The sequence below is a fragment of the Nostoc sp. DSM 114159 genome (assembly GCF_053470285.1).
The window spans coordinates 4664798-4684187 of the sequence record NZ_JBPFEH010000001.1 but is presented as its reverse complement, the minus strand read 5'-3'; the positions used below and the strand labels follow the sequence as shown (position 1 = coordinate 4684187).

General features: G+C 40.0%; 17 protein-coding genes. 14 read left to right on the top strand and 3 right to left on the bottom strand.

Annotated elements, in window-relative coordinates; all coding sequences use genetic code 11:
* Nucleotides 1-126: 126 nt before the first annotated feature.
* A complete protein-coding gene (locus ACR5KR_RS19365; RefSeq protein WP_445630925.1) occupies nt 127-1164 on the bottom strand; it encodes an aldo/keto reductase in 1038 nt (345 codons plus the stop codon).
* Nucleotides 1165-1894: 730 nt separating this feature from the next.
* Here ACR5KR_RS19365 and ACR5KR_RS19360 point away from each other — a divergent pair.
* The 3 genes from ACR5KR_RS19360 to ACR5KR_RS19350 all read left to right on the top strand — a co-directional run bounded on the left by ACR5KR_RS19360 (nt 1895) and on the right by ACR5KR_RS19350 (nt 5974).
* On the top strand, nt 1895-3787 hold the full coding sequence (locus ACR5KR_RS19360) for a lipoxygenase family protein (protein WP_448267645.1): 1893 nt from the start codon (nt 1895-1897) through the stop codon (nt 3785-3787).
* A 51-nt stretch (nt 3788-3838) separates the two neighbouring features.
* Nucleotides 3839-5188, top strand: coding sequence for a cytochrome P450 (locus ACR5KR_RS19355; RefSeq protein WP_448267644.1), 1350 nt, complete (start codon nt 3839-3841; stop codon nt 5186-5188).
* A gap of 225 nt (nt 5189-5413) precedes the next feature.
* Nucleotides 5414-5974: a hypothetical protein gene (locus tag ACR5KR_RS19350; protein WP_448267643.1), complete on the top strand. Its 561-nt coding sequence runs from the start codon at nt 5414-5416 to the stop codon at nt 5972-5974.
* A gap of 251 nt (nt 5975-6225) precedes the next feature.
* On the opposite strand, the gene ACR5KR_RS19345 is transcribed toward ACR5KR_RS19350, so the two are convergent.
* On the bottom strand, nt 6226-6723 hold the full coding sequence (locus ACR5KR_RS19345) for an N-acetyltransferase family protein (protein ID WP_448267642.1): 498 nt from the start codon (nt 6721-6723) through the stop codon (nt 6226-6228).
* A 159-nt stretch (nt 6724-6882) separates the two neighbouring features.
* Here ACR5KR_RS19345 and ACR5KR_RS19340 point away from each other — a divergent pair, with 159 nt between their 5' ends.
* The 3 genes from ACR5KR_RS19340 (at nt 6883) to ACR5KR_RS19330 (ending at nt 10269) form a co-directional block, all read left to right on the top strand.
* On the top strand, nt 6883-7473 hold the full coding sequence (locus ACR5KR_RS19340) for a flavodoxin family protein (RefSeq protein WP_445630930.1): 591 nt from the start codon (nt 6883-6885) through the stop codon (nt 7471-7473).
* 248 nt (nt 7474-7721) lie between these two features.
* Nucleotides 7722-9083 (top strand): protein kinase domain-containing protein, encoded by a 1362-nt coding sequence (locus ACR5KR_RS19335; protein ID WP_448267641.1) that lies wholly within the window; start codon nt 7722-7724, stop codon nt 9081-9083.
* A gap of 166 nt (nt 9084-9249) precedes the next feature.
* Entirely contained in the window at nt 9250-10269 is a 1020-nt protein-coding gene (locus tag ACR5KR_RS19330; protein ID WP_448267640.1) for a tRNA-dihydrouridine synthase family protein, read from the top strand.
* A 331-nt stretch (nt 10270-10600) separates the two neighbouring features.
* On the opposite strand, the gene dpdE is transcribed toward ACR5KR_RS19330, so the two are convergent.
* Nucleotides 10601-13909, bottom strand: a complete 3309-nt coding sequence (gene dpdE, locus ACR5KR_RS19325; protein WP_448267639.1) for a protein DpdE — start codon at nt 13907-13909, stop codon at nt 10601-10603.
* Nucleotides 13910-14209: 300 nt separating this feature from the next.
* On the opposite strand from dpdE, the gene ACR5KR_RS19320 reads away from it, so the two are divergent.
* The 8 genes from ACR5KR_RS19320 to ACR5KR_RS19285 all read left to right on the top strand — a co-directional run bounded on the left by ACR5KR_RS19320 (nt 14210) and on the right by ACR5KR_RS19285 (nt 19281).
* Nucleotides 14210-14470, top strand: a complete 261-nt coding sequence (locus ACR5KR_RS19320; protein ID WP_448267638.1) for a hypothetical protein — start codon at nt 14210-14212, stop codon at nt 14468-14470.
* 79 nt (nt 14471-14549) lie between these two features.
* The gene (locus tag ACR5KR_RS19315) at nt 14550-14804 is read left to right on the top strand and encodes an RNA-binding S4 domain-containing protein (protein WP_322638696.1); all 255 of its coding nucleotides are present in this window, start codon (nt 14550-14552) and stop codon (nt 14802-14804) included.
* A gap of 47 nt (nt 14805-14851) precedes the next feature.
* Entirely contained in the window at nt 14852-15268 is a 417-nt protein-coding gene (gene arfB, locus ACR5KR_RS19310) for an alternative ribosome rescue aminoacyl-tRNA hydrolase ArfB (RefSeq protein WP_448267637.1), read from the top strand.
* A 178-nt stretch (nt 15269-15446) separates the two neighbouring features.
* Nucleotides 15447-15623, top strand: a complete 177-nt coding sequence (locus ACR5KR_RS19305) for a hypothetical protein (RefSeq protein ID WP_335007267.1) — start codon at nt 15447-15449, stop codon at nt 15621-15623.
* 619 nt (nt 15624-16242) lie between these two features.
* The gene (locus tag ACR5KR_RS19300; protein WP_445630936.1) at nt 16243-17127 is read left to right on the top strand and encodes a lipid kinase; all 885 of its coding nucleotides are present in this window, start codon (nt 16243-16245) and stop codon (nt 17125-17127) included.
* A gap of 124 nt (nt 17128-17251) precedes the next feature.
* On the top strand, nt 17252-17857 hold the full coding sequence (locus ACR5KR_RS19295; RefSeq protein WP_445630937.1) for an exopolysaccharide biosynthesis protein: 606 nt from the start codon (nt 17252-17254) through the stop codon (nt 17855-17857).
* 630 nt (nt 17858-18487) lie between these two features.
* Nucleotides 18488-19045 (top strand): hypothetical protein, encoded by a 558-nt coding sequence (locus ACR5KR_RS19290; protein WP_448267636.1) that lies wholly within the window; start codon nt 18488-18490, stop codon nt 19043-19045.
* A 23-nt stretch (nt 19046-19068) separates the two neighbouring features.
* Nucleotides 19069-19281, top strand: coding sequence for a hypothetical protein (locus tag ACR5KR_RS19285; RefSeq protein WP_445630939.1), 213 nt, complete (start codon nt 19069-19071; stop codon nt 19279-19281).
* The last annotated feature ends 109 nt before the right edge of the window (nt 19282-19390 follow it).

Here is a 19390-nt window from a genome sequence, read left to right as displayed (position 1 = left end):
GGCGCAACACTTCCAACTCGCGATCGCTCAGTTCTGGACTTTGCAGCTATGCCAGTTTTGTGTCCACAGCAGGATATACGCTTGTTTGCTGTGAACCTTAGTTTTCAAACACGCCCTAGCAAAAACTTATCCCAACCACTCAGGATTTTTGGCTGTACTATCAAATTGGTTAGTAGTTTTAAACAGTTCATATTGACCTTTGAGAGCAGCTTGGCGAGTCCGATTCAGTAATGCTTTAACTTGTTCCTGACTCATGGGTGTAAAAGTACGTACTGCCTCGAAAGCCTGGTTTAAGATGGGCATACTTTCAATGCCTGTAATCACCGTTGAAGTTGGCAGATTCATTGCGTAATGCAGACATTCGATCGGTTTGACCACATTGCTTTTGAGAATGTTTTGGTCGCCCATTGATTTCATCCCCAGTACAGCAATTCCGTCTTGAACCAGTCTGGGTAAAACTTGCCTCTCAAAACTGCGGAAATGGGCATCCATCACATTTAATGGCATCTGCACTGCATCAAAACGGAAGTTATTTTGATTGGCAACTTCCAACATTCTCAGGTGTACTAAAGGATCTTTGTGTCCAGTAAAGCCTATGTAGCGAATCTTGCCAGCTTTTTGTGCTTCCACCACTGCTTCCATCGCACCACCAGGGGCAAAAATCCGGTCTGGGTCTTCCATACGAATGACTTCATGATGCTGCAACAAATCAATGTGGTCTGTTTGCAAACGTTTTAAAGATTCATCAATTTGTTGAGCCGCCGCCTTTTTTGTGCGCCCGTCGATTTTAGTCATCAGAAAAGCTTTTTGACGATAGCCATTTTGCAAAGCTTTACCCATGCGAATTTCGCTACCTCCATTATGGTAGTCCCAGCTATTGTCCATAAAATTGATCCCGCGATCGAGAGCAGTACGGATCAGATTAATACCCTCTTGTTCATCTTTTGGTCTACCAATATGATGACCACCTAGACCAATTACAGATATTTGTTCTTTGGTGCGTCCTAGTTGCCTGTAGAGCATTTCCCCTTTTTTTGTCTGGAGTGGGGTAGACTGATTTTGCGCTAAAACCTGTTTGGTTAAACCTTGTAAAGCAAATACCCCAGCTCCACCTAAACCAGAAGCAGAAACTACCTTCAGTAAATTTCGTCTGCTAATATCCACAAATTTATCCTTTGACCACAGTATGAGAACTTTCTTTCATAGCTTTGCATGGAGCAAAATTCGTTGCTTCTAACTCTTGAAGGATAAAGGCACTGAGGTAGAGATAGATTTTTGATAGAGGGAAGGTAATAGAATATAGCGATTACCTGTTACGTGAGGTACAGATAATATTTTGAAACGCAAAGGGACGCAAAGTAAAGCGCAGAGGTACGCAGAGATTTGTACCTCAACAGACTAGGAAACGCTATAAGATTTTATCGTTGTGTAAGTAGAGGAAGCATTGGAGACATCGGCAGCAGAGGAAGAATCCGATCGTTGTATTCCCGCTCTCGTTTCAGTAGTTAAAATGTCAACTCCAACACAATACTTTAGTCCGAAAGTTTTCTTTGAGAATTGTTTCTAAATCTTGGCAAATATTATTTGTATTGCTAAATATTTTTTGCAAGATTTTTAAACCAGGACTTACGCAAAAATAGCCAAAAAGCTTAATCGATCGTAGACGCTTTGCGGCTTGTCGAAGGCTACCATCAAGACGCCAATAACGCCGATAGTTCGTAGAGTTTGCGTAAGCCCTAAAACATTTAGTGCGTGGTTTAAGAGTTGATAAATTCGAGAAAATTTATTTAGAAAAATCGGAATTTAAAACTTGATTGCGATAATACGTTTAGGTAAATCAAACCTGTTTATCTTAAACTATTAAAGTTCCCCGTACTAAACATGAGTAGAGTCAATGACTGCTTCATCACCAGAAAATTTAATCAGTTCATCAAGTACTCATACTTTAGATATAGCTAGACAAGAGTATCAATATAACTACATCCATATTCCATCAATTGCAATGCTAGATCGGCTTTCTCTTGCCGAAGAGTTCACCACTAACTGGTATTTTTTATTAGCCCAGCAGTTACGAGTTGTGTTTATCAATACCTTGATTGTCAATAGAGGCAATCAAGGTTCTAAATCGATTCGTGATGATGTCGCAAGGTTTATTTTAGAAGCCTTGCTCAAGGGAGCAGTACCAATAAAAATCAATATTCTGGCAAGAATCCTGCAAATTATCCCTCAGTTTTTACTCAAAGGTATATCTAAGGATGTTAGAGAACTCGACGATCTTTTTTATTCTATTCTGAAAGAAAACGGACTTGTGATCCTCAGAGATGCTCTAAATAGGATAATTAACCTTTTATACGAAGGACAGCGGACAGGACATGCAACCAGTCTCAAGGACTACGAAAATTTGTTTCAAGTGATTGGTGTGCCAGCGATCGCTAAAACTTACCAAGAAGATGAAGTATTTGCCTATATGCGAGTCGCTGGCTACAATCCCGTGACGATCGCGCGAGTAAATACTCCAGGCGATCGCTTCCCAGTCACAGACGAACATTACCAAGGCGTGATGGGAACTGACGACTCATTAGCAGCAGCCGGACTTGAAGGCAGACTCTACTTAGCTGACTATAAAATTTTAGATGGTGCAGTCAACGGTACATTCCCACACGAGCAAAAATATCTCTATGCTCCTTTAGCACTGTTTGCCTTACCCAAAGGCTCAGACCCCAACCGTTTATTGCGGCCGATAGCCATTCAATGCGGTCAAACCCCAGGCTCAGATTATCCAATTGTTACCCCTAACTCCGGTAAATACTCTTGGCTTTTTGCCAAAACAATTGTCCAAATAGCAGATGCCAACTACCACGAAGCTGTCACTCATCTAGCAAGAACTCACTTGTTAATTGGTGCTTTTGCGATCGCCACCGCAAGACAACTACCACTTACCCATCCCCTAAGAATTTTGTTGCGCCCGCATTTTGACAGCACCTTAGCAATTAACGATGCCGCCCAACGGATTCTCATAGCTCCAGGCGGTGGTGTCGATAGATTACTCTCATCATCAATCGACAACTCTCGCGTTTTAGCAGTGCTAGCCTTGCAAAGCTATGGTTTTAATAGTGCCATCTTACCTAAGCAATTCCAACAGCGCGGTGTAGACGATCCCAACCTCTTGCCTATTTATCCTTACCGAGATGATGCCCTACTAGTCTGGAATGCCATTCATCAATGGGTTGCAGACTACCTGAACCTTTACTACACCACGGATGAAGACATTCAAAAAGATAGAGAATTGCAAGCGTGGGCAGCCGAAATCCCAGCTTACGATGGTGGTCGCATCCCCGATTTTGGCGAAGATGGAGGCATCAAAACGCTCAATTACCTGATTGATGCCACGACGCTGATTATTTTCACTGCCAGCGCCCAACACGCTGCGGTTAACTTTCCGCAAAAAGATTTTATGGGCTACGCCGCAGCCATACCATTGGCAGGTTATTTACCAGCTTCAACTCTCAAAAGAGAAGTTACTGAGCAAGACTACCTTAATTTGCTCCCTCCCTTAGATCAGGCGCAACGGCAATACAACCTACTCAGCTTGTTGGGGTCTGTGTATTACAACAAGCTGGGTGATTATCAGCAAGGATACTTTACAGACCAAAAAGTCAAACCATTGCTACAAGCATTCCAGAGCAATCTTCAGCAGGTAGAAGATACCATCAAGCAACGTAATTTACACCGTCCACCTTATGAATATTTACTTCCTTCTAAAATTCCTCAGAGCATCAATATCTGAATTGAAAACAAATGACAAATGACAAATGACAAATGACCCAAAATAAATACCATGACACTTAAAGATAAAGTCCTCAAAAATCACGATCGCCAGCTTTGGCTTGCACCGATACTAGCCAAAGTAGGTTACGATACTGCGATCGGCAAGTTTCTCCGCTTGATTTTTTATTACATGGATGCGTCAATCATGCTCAACGCATGGCGAGACTTTCTCTACATCCGTAAAGAAAATATTGGAGACAAGTATTTTGCAGTAGACCAAGCAATTATGCATTCCTCTCACTCCCAGGTAAGAGAATTAATGCAAACCCAACCACAACTGCGGGGAAATGATTTAGGCATCATCAGAATATTAGCTCCAAGCTACCTGCTGGATAATCCTCTGAGCCTGGGAACAAACGGTAACGAACACACAGGATTACGTACTGTAATCTTACAAGCCTTACCGGAACCGTCTCAAAAAATAGACTTTTTAGGGAATCTAGTTGAGGAAAGCCTGTTAGAAGCTGCTAAACAAGGCAAATTACACATCGGCAACGATTTGCCAAAGATTATGCTATCGAGTTTGCATCAACTGGTTTTTCAGATATCTTTATCTGAGGAAGAAATCACAGCATCCGATAGTTACATTAAAGGTTTGGCTCTTGCATCCTTGCCTAATTTTATCAGCAAGTATCTGCTGGCAATATTAACAGCGCCAAAAATTCGGCATCGTCAATATTTAATTAACCGATATAAACAATCACCTAAATGGGCATCTTACTTTGAAACAGGCGCTCAGTATCAGTTGAACGAACACCAAATTGCTAATACCCTTTTCGATATGATTCATATCGCCGGAACTGCCGGCACGAGTGCGCTTTTAGGATCTGTGATTGGTGTTCTTTGCTTAGATAATACTCTCAGAAATGATGTAGTGTCAGAAGTGAATGCAGTCTGGAATGGCAAGAAAACTTTAGACTCAGACGCTCTAGAACAGTTAACACTTCTCAATCAAGTGATTTTAGAAACGGCTCGTCTCTATCCACCTGTGCGATTTGTTAGCCAACTCACTACTGAAGCAGGTGAAGTTGAGATTGGAAAACAAAAATGTCCATTCCAAAAAGGTACTCGCTTGCTTGGCTCTATTCTTACAGCTAATCGGGATGCCAATAGATACCAAAATCCAGATTATTTTGACCTAACACGGAATTTTTCAGATATCTTATCTTGGAATGGCGAAGAGCATGAACGAGCTTGTCCTGGGAAATCCTTATCAATTGGCTTTATCAAAATTTTCTGTTTACATCTGCTCCACAACTATCAATGGGACTCAATTACAGAAGTCAAATGGGATTTTGAAAAAGTGACTGCCGTTACTCCTAATAATTTAGTACTACAAGGTTTTGCTCAACGACTGTGAGTAAGAGACTTACAGTAGGGGCGCACAGATGTGTGCCCTTACTTCTCGTGCTCGATTATGTAAGCTTAAAGCAAGTGGCATTCCTGAATTATAATTTGGTAATTGTTCTGGATTTTTGAGTTGATTTTACTCTTTTTCTAACGCCAGATTACTCATCTTTTCTCTGACTCGGTTCGTTAAAAATTTAGGTATTATTTTAGCACAAAGGAAGTAATTACAAATTATATGACTGAATTAATTGAAAAAAAGCAACTTAATAATATTGCAACCTGGATGATTCCAATCAAAGAAACAAACTTACCATCTGTCCTTAAGGGTGTGTTTTTTATGGATGGCAATCCACTGCCAGATACTTGCATTACTATGTACAATTTAGAATGGGATATAGAGAATAGAACTTTGCTTTTACCGATATTTGCCCCGTTACAGTGGACTTTTCATGACTCGATTGCTGGCTGGATATTACTACGTTCAATTCAATGGTTTAAAGTAAGTTACAAAATTCGGTTTGAAGATGAAACTTTGCAACAAGCTCAAGTCACACCTGTTTTTCTAGGAATATCAGTTCCAAAATCGATTGTCAGTTTCACAATGTCCCAAGACAAAAATTCTCTCAATGGAGATATCTGGCACAGAAAGAACGTTTGGTTTGGCGGACTTTCTCGGGCTGGTGAGTATACTCTCCGTAGGGTTGTTGATAAAGATGGTTCTTATACTCCTGCTTTTAACGATATGCTTACCAGAGTACAAAATGAATGTTTAGTAATTGAACGCCACTCAAATTGATTCGGCTTAGGTTAGTCAGCTAAAGCTTAGAGCCTTATCGCCCTCCCATCACTAACTCTTGTCACATTCCAGATTAAGCAAGTAGTAAATAACTAAACGATCCAGATTAGCTACTCAATTTAATTTTAAAGAGAACCTATCAATTAGTTATACCATTTGGAAAAATGATTGCGACACATGGATTCACACCAAGCCAGACGCACCAAGGCAATTCCCAATCCAAAATCTCAAATCCAAAATCTAAAATGGTATTAGCTATTATACGCGAATATCAAAAATTCAGTGCCTTCATAGATGAACTCTGCCATCTTGCACATACCCATCTTTTGATGTGCTTGAAGTGATGCTTTGTTATTTGCCTTGATGAACAGTATTCCTTCCTGCTTTGGTAGCAAATCTTTCAACTTAGCAAACATTCCCGCAGCAATACCTTGCCCACGCATCGTTTCATCAACACAAATAGGGCCATACAAGTAAGCATCTTTTGTACCAGGATAGGTTTGTAACATCACCTTTATAATTGGTAGATTAGCAGTTGTCTTTGACCAACTGAGTAAAAATCCCACAACTTGACCATTTTTTCGGGCTACAACGCTTGGCATTTGAGAGATAGTCATCATCACAGCCTCTGGCTCAAGATGACCTAATAACATACCACCATGTTCTGCGTCATTGGCTTGGGCCAACTTGACGATTCCAGTAACATCACTGGGGCTGGCACGGTCGATCGCTACATCATTGAGACACATACCTGGTTAATATAAATTAGGAGAAAGACTTGGAGCAAAAGAATTTTCTTTTAGAAGAATAACAGAAATGACTTTAAGATTGACTACTTTACTTTATAAGCCAGTAGTCTTTATGATATTTCTCGTTCAGTTTCAGTCAAAATTTTAACTAAACCTCCTATGCCCACCGTTGCAATTATCTATTTTTCTGGTGCAGGTCATACTCATCTTATGGCCCAAGCTATTGCTGAAGGTGCAAATAAAGTTAAAGACACCACTGTTGAACTGCTACGGGTTACTGGAGAGCAGATAGTCAATGGTCGTTGGAAGAATGATGAGGTAATAGCAACTCTCAATCAAGCTGATGCAATTGTTTTTGGTTCTCCTACTTATATGGGTGGTGTTGCGGCTCAGTTCAAGGCATTTATTGATGCTGCTAGCGAAATTTGGTTCCGACACGGATGGAAAGACAAAATCGCTGGGGGTTTTACCCATTCCAGCTCTCCTAGTGGCGATAAACAAAGTACACTCCTCTATTTAGCTACCAACGCCGCCCAACATGGCATGATTTGGGTAAATGTGGGAGACTTGCAAAGCTTTTTATCTGGTAAAGATGATGGGGTAAATCGACTCGGAGGATTTCTAGGTGTAATGGGTCAAAGTCAACTCGATATGAGTGGCAAAGAACCAGTGCTAGATTCGGGCGATTATCTGACTTCACTGCGCTTTGGGGAACGGATTGCAGAGGCAACTAAACGTTGGGTTAAGTAGCTTTGGACACTTGTATTTGGTTATAGCACGCTTGTATTTGATAAAAAATTCAAAGAGTCAAAGTTGCACCAAAGCAGCGATCGCTTGCAACAGGCACTACACTGCTACTATGCCAACCAAAACTTCTAAAGTGCAAAGTGCGTAGGTGTAGCCCAACCTAAGCATCGCTGTTTTTTCTACTAGTAAGAGTGCTTTTCTAATGGGAATACTTTATATATAGTAATTCCAACAAATAGAACTCCTGTAGTATGAGCTACTGTACTAATATTGATTGCCTACGTCCACATAATTCTGACAGTTCTCGTTTTTGCAATAGTTGTGGTCAGGAATTATTACTTAAACAGCGATATCGTCCACTCGCGGTCATTGGAAGCGGTGGCTTTGGGAGAACGTTTTTAGCTATTGATGAACATCTTCCAGATCAACCCAAATGTGCAGTCAAACAACTATGTTTTCAACAGGAAAATACTGAGACTTGGCACAAGGCAGTCAATTTATTTCATCAAGAAGCGCTTCGTCTCAATGAACTAGAACACTCTCAAATACCCAAATTACTAGCGCACTTTGAACAAAATCAAAAGTTTTATATCGTTGAAGAATTAGTCGATGGACAAACACTCGCTCAGGAATTACAAAAACAGGGCGTTTTTCAAGAACCGCAAATTTGGGAGATATTAAAAAGTTTATTGCTCACATTGCAATTTATCCATTCTCGACAAGTAATCCACCGAGATATTAAACCGGAAAATATTATGCGCCGTTCGGGTCGAGGAGACCTGGTATTAATCGATTTCGGAGTTGCTAAATTCGCCAATAACATGAAGCAGCTTCGTACAGGCACCATAGTAGGTAGCCCAGAGTATATCGCTCCCGAACAAATGCGAGGAAAGGCATTGCCAGCCAGCGATCTTTACAGCTTGGGTGTAACATGTATTTACTTACTTACCAATGTTTCTCCCTTTGATTTATTCGATATTGCTAGCGATCGCTGGGTATGGCAAGAACATTTACCAGCATTCAATACTGTTAGCGTTCACCTCTGTGAAATCTTAGATAAACTTTTACAAAATGCCGTTTCGCAACGCTTCCAATCGGCAACAGAAGTTTTACAGACACTGGAGCAACAACCAAAGAAATTGCTAAATATTTCTAATTATCGTACAGTAAATACTATTGATTATACACATTTACGTGATTTATTAGCAAAAGGAAAATGGGAATCAGCAGATAAAGAAACTTGGGAACTAATATGTCAAGCGCTAGCAAAACCTAGTGGGAGTTATATATTTAGTAGCGATCTTGAGAAACTTCCCTGTGAAGATTTGCAGACTATTGACTTTTTATGGGTAAATTACAGTCATAAACGCTTTGGTTTTAGCGTACAGACACTTATTTACAAAAACGTGAATGGAGACTATGGAGTTTTTTGTAATCAAGTTGGTTGGCATATATACAATTCTAGTTATGCAAATTCGGAATTCAATTTTAGTCTCAAAGCACCAATCGGTCATTTACCCTCACGTCTTTGGATTGGTGGTTCTCAACTGTGGCGCTACCCCGATGCTTTAGCTGTAAAATTAGCAGCTTGTGGTATTAATCAGTTTCTCTAAAAAAAATTGTTGAATAAGATTACTAATAAACTCCTAGTTTATAGTGAGCAATTCATTGCTCAAAGCAATGATAATTAGGACTAAAGTCCTTACTACAAACTTTAATTGATTTACGTCTAGCTATTTATAACTTAACAGTGAGCTTTGTCGATCGCTCTTCATCTTTATGCCCCAGGTATCTCTCCCCCAATCGTTCTATCCACACTTACCCCTCACCGCTCTTGCGCCCATGCAGGATGTAACAAACCTCTGGTTTATGAAGGTGATTGCCCACTATGGCAGCCCTGACTACTTCTTCACCGAATATTTTCGCGTCAATGATACCTCACGGCTCAATCGTAGCATTCTGGCAGCAATCACCGAAAACGATACAGGTCGTCCCGTTTTTGCGCAAATGATTGGCGAAAGTATTCCAGATTTAGTAAGAACAGCAAAGGAACTTTGCAACTATAATATCGCTGGAGTTGACTTGAACATGGGCTGTCCAGCACCTAGAATCTATCGCAAAAATGTTGGGGGTGGATTGCTGCTCTTGCCGGAAAAAGTGGATCGGATTTTGGGAGAATTACGGCAAGCAGTCAACGACCGACCTTTAACCGTCAAGATGCGCGTAGGCTTTGAAAATACAGATAATTTTTACAAAATTCTAGATATAATCAATCGCCACAACATTGATTTGCTCTCTTTGCATGGTCGCACTGTCAAAGATATGTATCACGGGGCAGTGAAATATGATTTGATCGCTGAAGCAGTTAGACGAGTCCATTGTCCAGTGCTTGCTAATGGCAATATCAACTCGGCGACAACTGCTGTTGAAGTGCTTTCTCAAACGGGCGCGGCGGGTGTGATGGTAGGACGCTGGGCGATTGGGAATCCTTGGCTTTTTAATCAAATTCGGCAAGCTTTGCGCTTCGAGACGATCGCGCCCGTTCCTTTAGCGGAGGTACGTAACTATATCGATCGTTTATGGCAAACCCCCACAGCAGCAACTATGCCAGAGCGATCGCGCATAGGCTACCTGAAAATGTTCCTCAACTACATTGCCCTGAGTGTTGACACTGAAGGTCATTTTTTACGGTTGATGCGACATACTTCTACTGAGGCAGAACTGTTTAACCTGTGCGATCGCGTTCTTCTTAGTGATTTGACAAAAACTTTAGCCCTAGCACCTTCCTTGAGCGTGTAATATCGTGTCCGGCTAAAAATTTATCCATTTAGACCGTAGGGGCAGGGGGAAAGAGGCTTTTGCGATTTTTGCACAGATGCGGTAATCATAAGTGATACCAGTAATTGGAAAAAAGAATGCGACAAATAGACCATTTGTAGAGACGCGATTCATCGCGTCTTTACCTAAGCATGTGTTGCAATTTGAAACATAGTGTATATGTTTTTACAGCAATATCATCAATAACACCAGAATAAAAAGATCCCCGACTTTTTAAAGAAGTCGGGGATCTCAAGCTCTCAATCTGTGCAAATCAAATAGAATTACCCAAGCTATTTAATCGCACACAATATCACTCAAATTGCACAAGCGATCGCCCCGATACTACAATAAAACCCACAGAATCAAGTCTCAGAAGCGGCTGGCGAATTCCTTCGAGAATGGCTGCATTTAAAGCAGTTTCTATCTTCAATTCTTCAGCTAATGCGTTATCCCAACTTTGCTGATTTAAACGTAGTCGTAATTGTTCTACTCTATTGGCTAATTTTTTTTCGGCTATTTTAGCACAACTTTGACATAAATCAATAAAATCGGGACGATTGGCAAGTAATTCTGAAGAAGCGTTACGCACTTGATAACAAAAATTTTGCCATTTACTAGGGTCAACAAAATCGTCAATAATTCCTAAGCGCTCTTTTGCTAAGTTGTAATCTCGTCCTTGATTATTGTTTTTATCTTTATATGGACGTTGCAGAATACTTAAGAGTGCTTTATCCTCAACAACCCGGATTGGCTGCTTGCGACCATCAACATAGATAGTTTCTATGATTGGTGGAAATAGAGCATCAACGCGGCGCTGCAAGTTTTTGAATTGAGAATTATCTAGTTTGTTATCTAGTAAAACTTGTTTGGCAATTTTTAAATTTGCCTCGACTACATAATTGCATTGAAAACCGAACCACTCTTTCCCTTCTTTCGCGTCCCAAGATGCATCAGTGCGCCATAGAGCAAAGGCTTCACCTCGGTCATCCCAGTTAATATAGTTCAAGAGTGCTTCGATAAATCCTTCGCCAACTCGAAAGAGTTTAACACCAGCATTCTGGTTTGCCACTCTGCGATTATAAGTACCAAATTGGTCTAGATAACTCTCTGCAAAACGGTCTTTTAACTCATTTATCGGCACCAATGTCCGCGTTGTCGGTTGATAACGTCGCATCTCTGATGAATCGGGGTTATTCAGTCCTCTGAATCCCAGCGCGTCACAAATCCAGCCTTCAATTGCTCGTTTAATTTCTAGATGACGAGCATCGTAATTATCTAGGTCTTGAAAATACTCGGTAGCAATTTCATCGTTTGCATCAATTTCATCTAGAGCATTTTGTTCGCTAATTTTGGCGATTTCTGCTTCAATTTGCTCTTGAATTGGTGAAACCATCTCTAACAATCCAGCCGCACCTGATTTAAACAAAACTGTTTCTAATTCTGCAAGTTTCTCATCAACATAAAACTGGAGACTGGCAATTGATTGTTGAAAAATACCAAAGCCATCTTTCAATACTTTATACCAAGCATTGTGAGGGCTATCTTCCAAATAGGGGCCAATCAAGGCACTAGATTGGATGCCAATTTTGCTGCCAATGCGGTCCAGTCTGCCAATTCTCTGCTCTAATTGATTAGGCGACCAAGGCAGGTCAAAATGAATTAACCAATCGGCAAACTGGAGGTTACGCCCTTCTTCTCCAGAGCGATCGCATACTAAAATAAAGCAGTTGGGGTTATTCTTGAACCGATTTAAGCCTTCCTCAACTTTGTCTGGCGATTCTCCCAATTGATGGCTAGCTATTGTCTCTGCACCAAAGGTATTAGATAAATATCGGACAATTTCGCCACCGGTTTGCACAAAACTGGTAAATACAACAAATTTGGGCAGAATATCGCCAGTAATTGGTCTTTTGATTCTCTGCTGTATTCTGGTGATGAACTCCTTTTGATTCTTCCGAACGTTTGCGGGAATTTTGAAATAAGTACCTAGCTGATTCAGCAGCACTGTTTTTAAATTTTCCGTCCGTTGTCCGTCCTCTTGAGGTTGACGAATAATTTTTAGTAAGGATTGCAGAATCTCTTCTTCGCCTGAGAATTTGGGGGTTGTAGTTAATAGGCGAATATCATCTTCTTTAAATTCCTGGGTGAGTTTAGTATGAGGTTTACCAGTTAAACGCGCTGTAATTACCTGCTCTAAAATGCCTAACCAAGTTCCAGCAGCGAGAAATAACAACAGAAAAATTCGCTGATATTGCTTTTCATCAGGAGCAACACTTTGCCATTGATTGAGTAGTTCGTGGATATCAAGCGATCGCTCGTCTAAATCATACTCTTCTTTCGGCGTAAAGTTACGGTCAAAGATCACATCTTCCACCGCAGCGCGACGGTTGCGAAGCATTCGCCGATGTAGTCGATAAATATCGCTGACATGGACGCGAATTGCTTGGACGATTTGCTCTTGTTCAGGAGAATTTGCTGGTAAATTTTCTAAATCATCCGCCAGCTTCAGTAAATACTTATCCTCAGCCAAGAGTTTTCGTAGTTGCTGCAAGTTGCTTTTGAGAACCTCTGGTTCTGCACCTTCTTTAAAAGAAAGCAGAAGTTTACCAATTTGCTGACGGCTTTCAACTTTGGTGCGGAAACCTGCTAAATCGCCCAATTTATAGGTTGTCGGGTCGAGTAAGTGCAACATCGCCAGAAAATCCTGTTCGTGATTGAGAACCGGAGTGGCAGATAATAAAAGTAAGCGATCGCTTTTATGAGCAAGTTCTTTGCAAGTCTGAAAACGCTGGCGCACTGTTGCATCCTTAGAGGTTGCCATTGCTGCAATATGATGAGCTTCATCTAAAATTAAGCAGCCTATCCTTGCTTTCAGGTTGATTTTATGGATATCTTCAACCGCCAGCACCGCTACCCGTTTGCCAAAATGGGAGATGTAAAACTTGTTTTCTAACTCAGTCCGCCATTGTTTGAGCAAATATTGCGGAACTATCACCACCGCACCTTTTTTCGGTTCATCGAGAAGAAATTGACGCAGAATCGCACCCGCTTCGATGGTTTTTCCCAGTCCCACCTCATCTGCTAACAAGTAGCGTTGAATTGGGTCTTCTAGTACCCGCCTGACTACTTCAACTTGGTGAGGATAAAGATTAATATTTGCCGAAATCAGTCCCGTCATCCCGCGACTCACAGCGCGTTGCTGAGTCAAGGATTTCACGAAAGCCAATCTTTTGTCGTGGAAATAGGGCGTTTCGTGACCCTTCATCGCCAGAGTTTGGATGGGGTCTGTATTTGGTAGATTACACCGAACGTAAATATCTTCAACAGATGCGATCGCAGTTTTCTTATCTGGTAAATCAATTTGATACATTTCTGTATCATCATCCCAGATAAAAACTCTGCCAACTATCCACTTATCCTGAGTTTGAGACTTAATATAGCATCGAGCCTGGGGTTCTAGCTTGACTTGAGAGAGCGAACTTAAAGGTAAAGTTTTTTGGAGACGTTGGCCTATAGAGCAGAAATACTCCACATTTGCATTGGTATCAGATATTTCCGTAACTTTTCCGATACCCAAAGAGTTATTCTGGGACTGTACCAATAAACCAAGCTTAATCATAGATCCAGTCCCCTGAACACACTAAAAGAACCTTCCAGACTAGTTTTTAGCCCATATCTGGCAGTTTTATCGATCAACATTATAAATAATAAACTGGTATTACAGTTTTTGTTAAAGCGATATCTACGACTGGCTATTGGGCGTTGTACCACCATAGGCAATTAACAAAATTAGCAATTTTTAGCTAAATACACCATGTAGTAGAGATACAGCATTGCTGTGCTTCTACTACGATATACGGTTCAATTAAATAAAAACTGGTGTAAATTCACATTTATCAGTAAAGCGTAACGTTGTTAAATGCATGACGCATTGGCATTGTCAGCCGATGCAATCGCATTGTTTGCCGACGCAATGGCATTGTCAGCCGATGCAATGGCATTGTCAGCCGATGCAATGGCATTGTTTGCTGATGCAATGGCATTGTTTGCTGATGCAATGGCATTGTTTGCTGATGCAATGGCATTGTTTGCCGATGCAATGGCATTGTCAGCCGACGCAATGGCATTGCAGGGATTGCCAAATTTAATTCGCTACGAATTAATGAAATGCTGTACTTAGCTGATTATGTGGTGTAACAGATTTCCCATTTAGCTTGAGAAGGCCACGATACAATTAAGATTGTGTAGATTTATTTACGATGAAGAAAATTAGAGACAACACAATTAAGTTAAATCAATTTTTAAAGTTGATGGGTATAGTGCCAACTGGAGGTCAAGCCAAGCTGATGATTCAAGGTGGCGATGTCCAAGTAAACGGGATGCTGGAAACTCGACGAGGACGGCGACTAGTACCGGGCGATAAAGTGACAATCCAAGGACAGACTTTAGAAGTGAATTTGAACAACAATGAAGACCCAGATGTAATGATAGATTTAACCGAACAAACCGAGTAAAGAAAGTTGATTCCAAAGTTACAAGTTTCTTTTTTACCTTGTGAGTAATGCTGCAAATTTCCACTAATGTTATTATCCCACAGACTGAGATTGAAATTACTGCGATTCGCTCCCAAGGAGCAGGAGGTCAAAATGTAAATAAGGTTTCTACCGCGATCCACTTGCGCTTCGATATTGCAGCTTCATCATTACCCGATTATTATAAACAACAGCTTTTAAAGTTCAGCGATCGACGCATTAACCAAGAAGGAGTAGTTGTAATTAAAGCTCAGGAACATCGAAGCCAAGAGAACAATCGCGAGTCAGCCTTGAAACGACTTCAAGAACTCATTCAAAGCGCAGTAGTCGTGACAATCAAACGCAAACCCACTAAACCAACCCGCAGTTCTCAAAGAAAACGCCTTGACCACAAAAGTAAACGCGCACAGATTAAATCTAACAGAAGACAGGTGACAGATTGTTAATTCATCGATTATTTATAGAGAACATAAGTAGATAGACATAATTAAATATCAAATCAACTCCTAGTTTTTCGTGAGCGATTTATCGCCCAGAGCAAGGATGATCGGGGCTAAAGTCCTTACTACAAACTTGAAATTTATTTATGCCTAAATACTTACATATTATTCAATATCAAAAAAGATGAATAAGACATTACTAAAGATTTTGATGTTTGCGCTTTTAATCTTGTTTATCATCTCTCCCTTTGCGGCCCTTGCAGGTTTAATGCTTGTAGTGTTAGTTGCAGCATTTTTCTTTTTACTAGGGGACGTGTTTCAAGCAATTATTGGTGGCGACACCGACCCGAAAAAGTCATAAAAGCAAAATTCCAAATGAACATAGGGATTTCTTGCCGTTAAGCAAGCAACTAGCACTGTATTAGATTCAACATAGAAGCCCTATAAACAGCATTTGTCTCGTTCCCAGTCTTAGGCTGGGAATGCTGTTCTAGAGGCTCCGCCTCTCTTGCTGGCGGCAGCAGCCCAATTGAAGTGTATTTCCAGCCCAGAGGTTGGAAACGAGAGTTTGACAAAGCTTTTAGCTTAAGTTGACACCTATGAATATTGTGATGCCCTTACAATAATCTGTACATCATAAAGTTGCAATCTGCTGTAAATGTATTTATTTTAATGAAAAATATCTCTTATGTTTGGCATAATAATATTTGAACAACTCGCTATTTTATAAATAAAAACACCTAAAATTCATTTATCTGAGGAGTAATAATTATATTTGTTGAAGATAAACACACTGAGGGCTAGTAGAGCTAAACTAAAGAAAAAGAAAAATTAAAAATTAGTAGTCACAATATAATAAGTGTTATGAAAATGAATTTTTGATAACTTTCATCACAGCATAAACACTTTTTTCTAGTCAACATCAAGCAGAATACATAGATGCGGATAATTGGACATATCAACAACAAAAGGTACCACCCATGAGTTCCCGCGCACTGCTGTTAGTAAATCGTCATGCTCGCCAAGGGCAAAAGGGTCTATCGGAAGCGATTCAAAGTCTGAAAACATTTGGCTTTGATTTAATTGAGGAGTCTACAGAAGATCCCAAACATCTTGTTGAAGTTATACTTCGCCATAAGGATCGAGTTGACTTGGTAATTATTGGCGGAGGAGATGGTACTCTAAATGCTGCCGTAGACGCTTTAATTGAGACTCAATTACCTTTGGGAATCTTGCCTCTGGGAACTGCCAACGATCTAGCGAGAACTTTGGAAATCCCTAATTCCCTCAACGAAGCTTGCAAAATTATTGCAGATGGACATTTACAGCGTATCGACTTGGGTTGTGTGAATGGCAAGCACTTTTTTAACGTTGCCAGTATGGGATTGAGTGTAAAAATTACCCAACGACTTACCAAAGAAGTTAAGCGCCGCTGGGGAGTATTTGCCTATGCTGCCACTGCATTGCAAGTGCTTTTGGAAGCTAGACCTTTTACAGCAGAGATTGCAATTAACGGTGAATTGGTTCGCGTCAAAACAGTGCAAATTGCAGTCGGTAACGGCCGCTATTACGGTGGTGGTATGGCAGTGGCTGATGATGCCACAATAGACGATCAAAGGCTAGACCTTTATAGCTTGGAGATTGAACACTGGTGGCAGGTTGTATTGTTACTACCTTCAATGCGACAAGGGCGACATATACATTGGCAAAGTGTACGCTCCCATCAAGGTCAAGAAATAGAGATACATACTCGCAAACCTCGCCCTATTAATACAGATGGTGAAATTACTACCTACACACCTGCTCATTTTCGGGTTATACCTAAAGCTATAGCTGTTTTTGTACCCCCAGAAAGCAAGAGTTAGGACTCATTCAATTTTAGATTTTAAATTTTCCTTAAATTCAAAATCTAAAATTGGCAGAGTTTAGAAGTTATTCTCTCTCATCTTCCTCTACTACAAAGTGGGAAATCGCATCAACTCACGCCAAATGCATCTGAGATTTTCTCAAGATATAAAATCCCTGTTGCAACGCCTAGCTGAACAACCGCTGACTCTAGGCGATATTCTGACAGAAACCTCAGAACGGGGTTTCAGTCTGGTAATTACATTATTAGTTTTGCCTTTTTTGCTTCCTATGCCACCGGGATTAACTGGCCCATTTGGTGGTGCTTGTTTACTGTTGTCAGTGCAAATGGTTTTAGGAAGGCGATCGCCTTGGCTACCGAAAAGAATCGCTAACTATAAATTTCCTCGTTCTTTCGCTCAGTTGCTTTTGCAAAATTTGGGAAGGCTTACCAAAGTTTTCCAGAAAATCGCTCGTCCTCGATTAGGAAAAATAGCTCATAATCCTTTAGTTTGGCGAATTAATGGGTTTTGTATCTCTTTATTAACAGTATTACTAATATTACCAATTCCACTTACAAATCCTATTCCTACTATCGGTATTTTACTTTTGACTGTTGCCACCATCGAATCTGATGGTTTATTAATTTGCATCGGTTACGGCATTACTGCTCTAATTACCTTGCTGTTTGGATTTATTGGTTATGCAGTGTGGTTAGCTCCCAGTTTGCTGCCATCGATATTGAAATAAAAAAAGCCTCCAGCTTTTGACTGAGGGCTGTAATTCTTAGGGTGCATCTACCATTTATTAATCCGCTTTATTTATTGCCATATCCGGGAAAATTAGACTTTTAATCAAATTTATTTTCTTCGCAAAAAAGTATGAGCAATAAAAAAAGCCTCCAGCTTTTGACTGAGGGCTGTAAATTCTTAGGGTGCATCTACCATTTATTAATCCGCTTTATTTATTGCCATATCCGGGAAAATTAGACTTTTGAGCAAATTTATTTTTTTAAGAATAAAAAAGTATGAGCAATAAAAAAAAGCCTTCAACTAAAAGCTGAAGGCTGTGATTTAATTAAGGTGCATCTACTATTTATATATCCGCTTTAGTTATTGCTGCATCAGGAAGAATTGAAAAAAATGGATAGCTGTGTAATTGATTTCCTTAGCTAAAACGGTAGTACTGGCATCAATGAGGATTACCTACGGTATTTGACTAGGTAATGATTGACTAACTTCACATTAATTTTACAATTATCGCAATTTTCCTCTAAATACACAAAGTTTCTGTTAATATCTCTGATTCGATATCCGCAATAGTACGAATTTAGTTTATTAGTTGGGTATATGACTATGAAAGTTAGATACACCCAACTTGATGAAGCGATCGCAATTTCTATTAGCCCTTGCTAGTCTTAGTATTGTCGGGGGAAGCTTTTTTCTAAGAACAACTTTTAGCAGTACTAGCGAGCCTAAAATTATAACTGATACATCACGCTACAAAGAAATTCGTAATCAACTATGGTCTGAAAATAACCAAATAAAACATTTTCCTAATGAAATTCCCCTTGATGCTAAAGACGTTCGTATTGCTTACTCTCCCAAAGTTTTACAAGGAAGTAGTTTTTTTCAAATTAGGTTAAAAGAGCCACCAAAGAAGATAGAAAAATTACTTTCACAATATAGAAATAGTGCCAAGCACAAATATATAGGTGGTGACACAAACGACCACATAAACCAACCTAATGGTGTGCCGACAACTTTCTTCTATACTAGTGATTCTCCTACAGAATCTTTTCCAGCTACTTATGAAATATTGGTATTAAATACAGATGACAAAGGTAGACCTGGTTTTAAGTGGAATCATGGAGACAGCTACGGCGTTGCTATTAATAGTTCCACTTCAGAAATTATCTATTGGTCTGAAAAATGGTAATTGGCAATTCAAAATGAATTTGAATGGCTATCAGAAAAATCATTAGTTGTGACCGAATTAGACAAAGCCAATGGAAGCAGATATTTTCTCATCTTAAGCATTTGGACTCTAAAATTGTATTTGAGTGGTCGCGCCAAGACGCAGAATTACTAGAAAAAATCGACTCGTCTATTCAATATACAGATGAAGAAGATTTAAGAATCTCCCATATTGGTATATCTGGAGAATTAATATAGTTTCCAAAAGTCACTAAGTGTTACTTTTACCCTTTTGGATATATCACTTTGGGTAGTTAAAACTTATAGTCAGCATAGCTAAGATTTATAAGTGCTTAAAAATTATCTG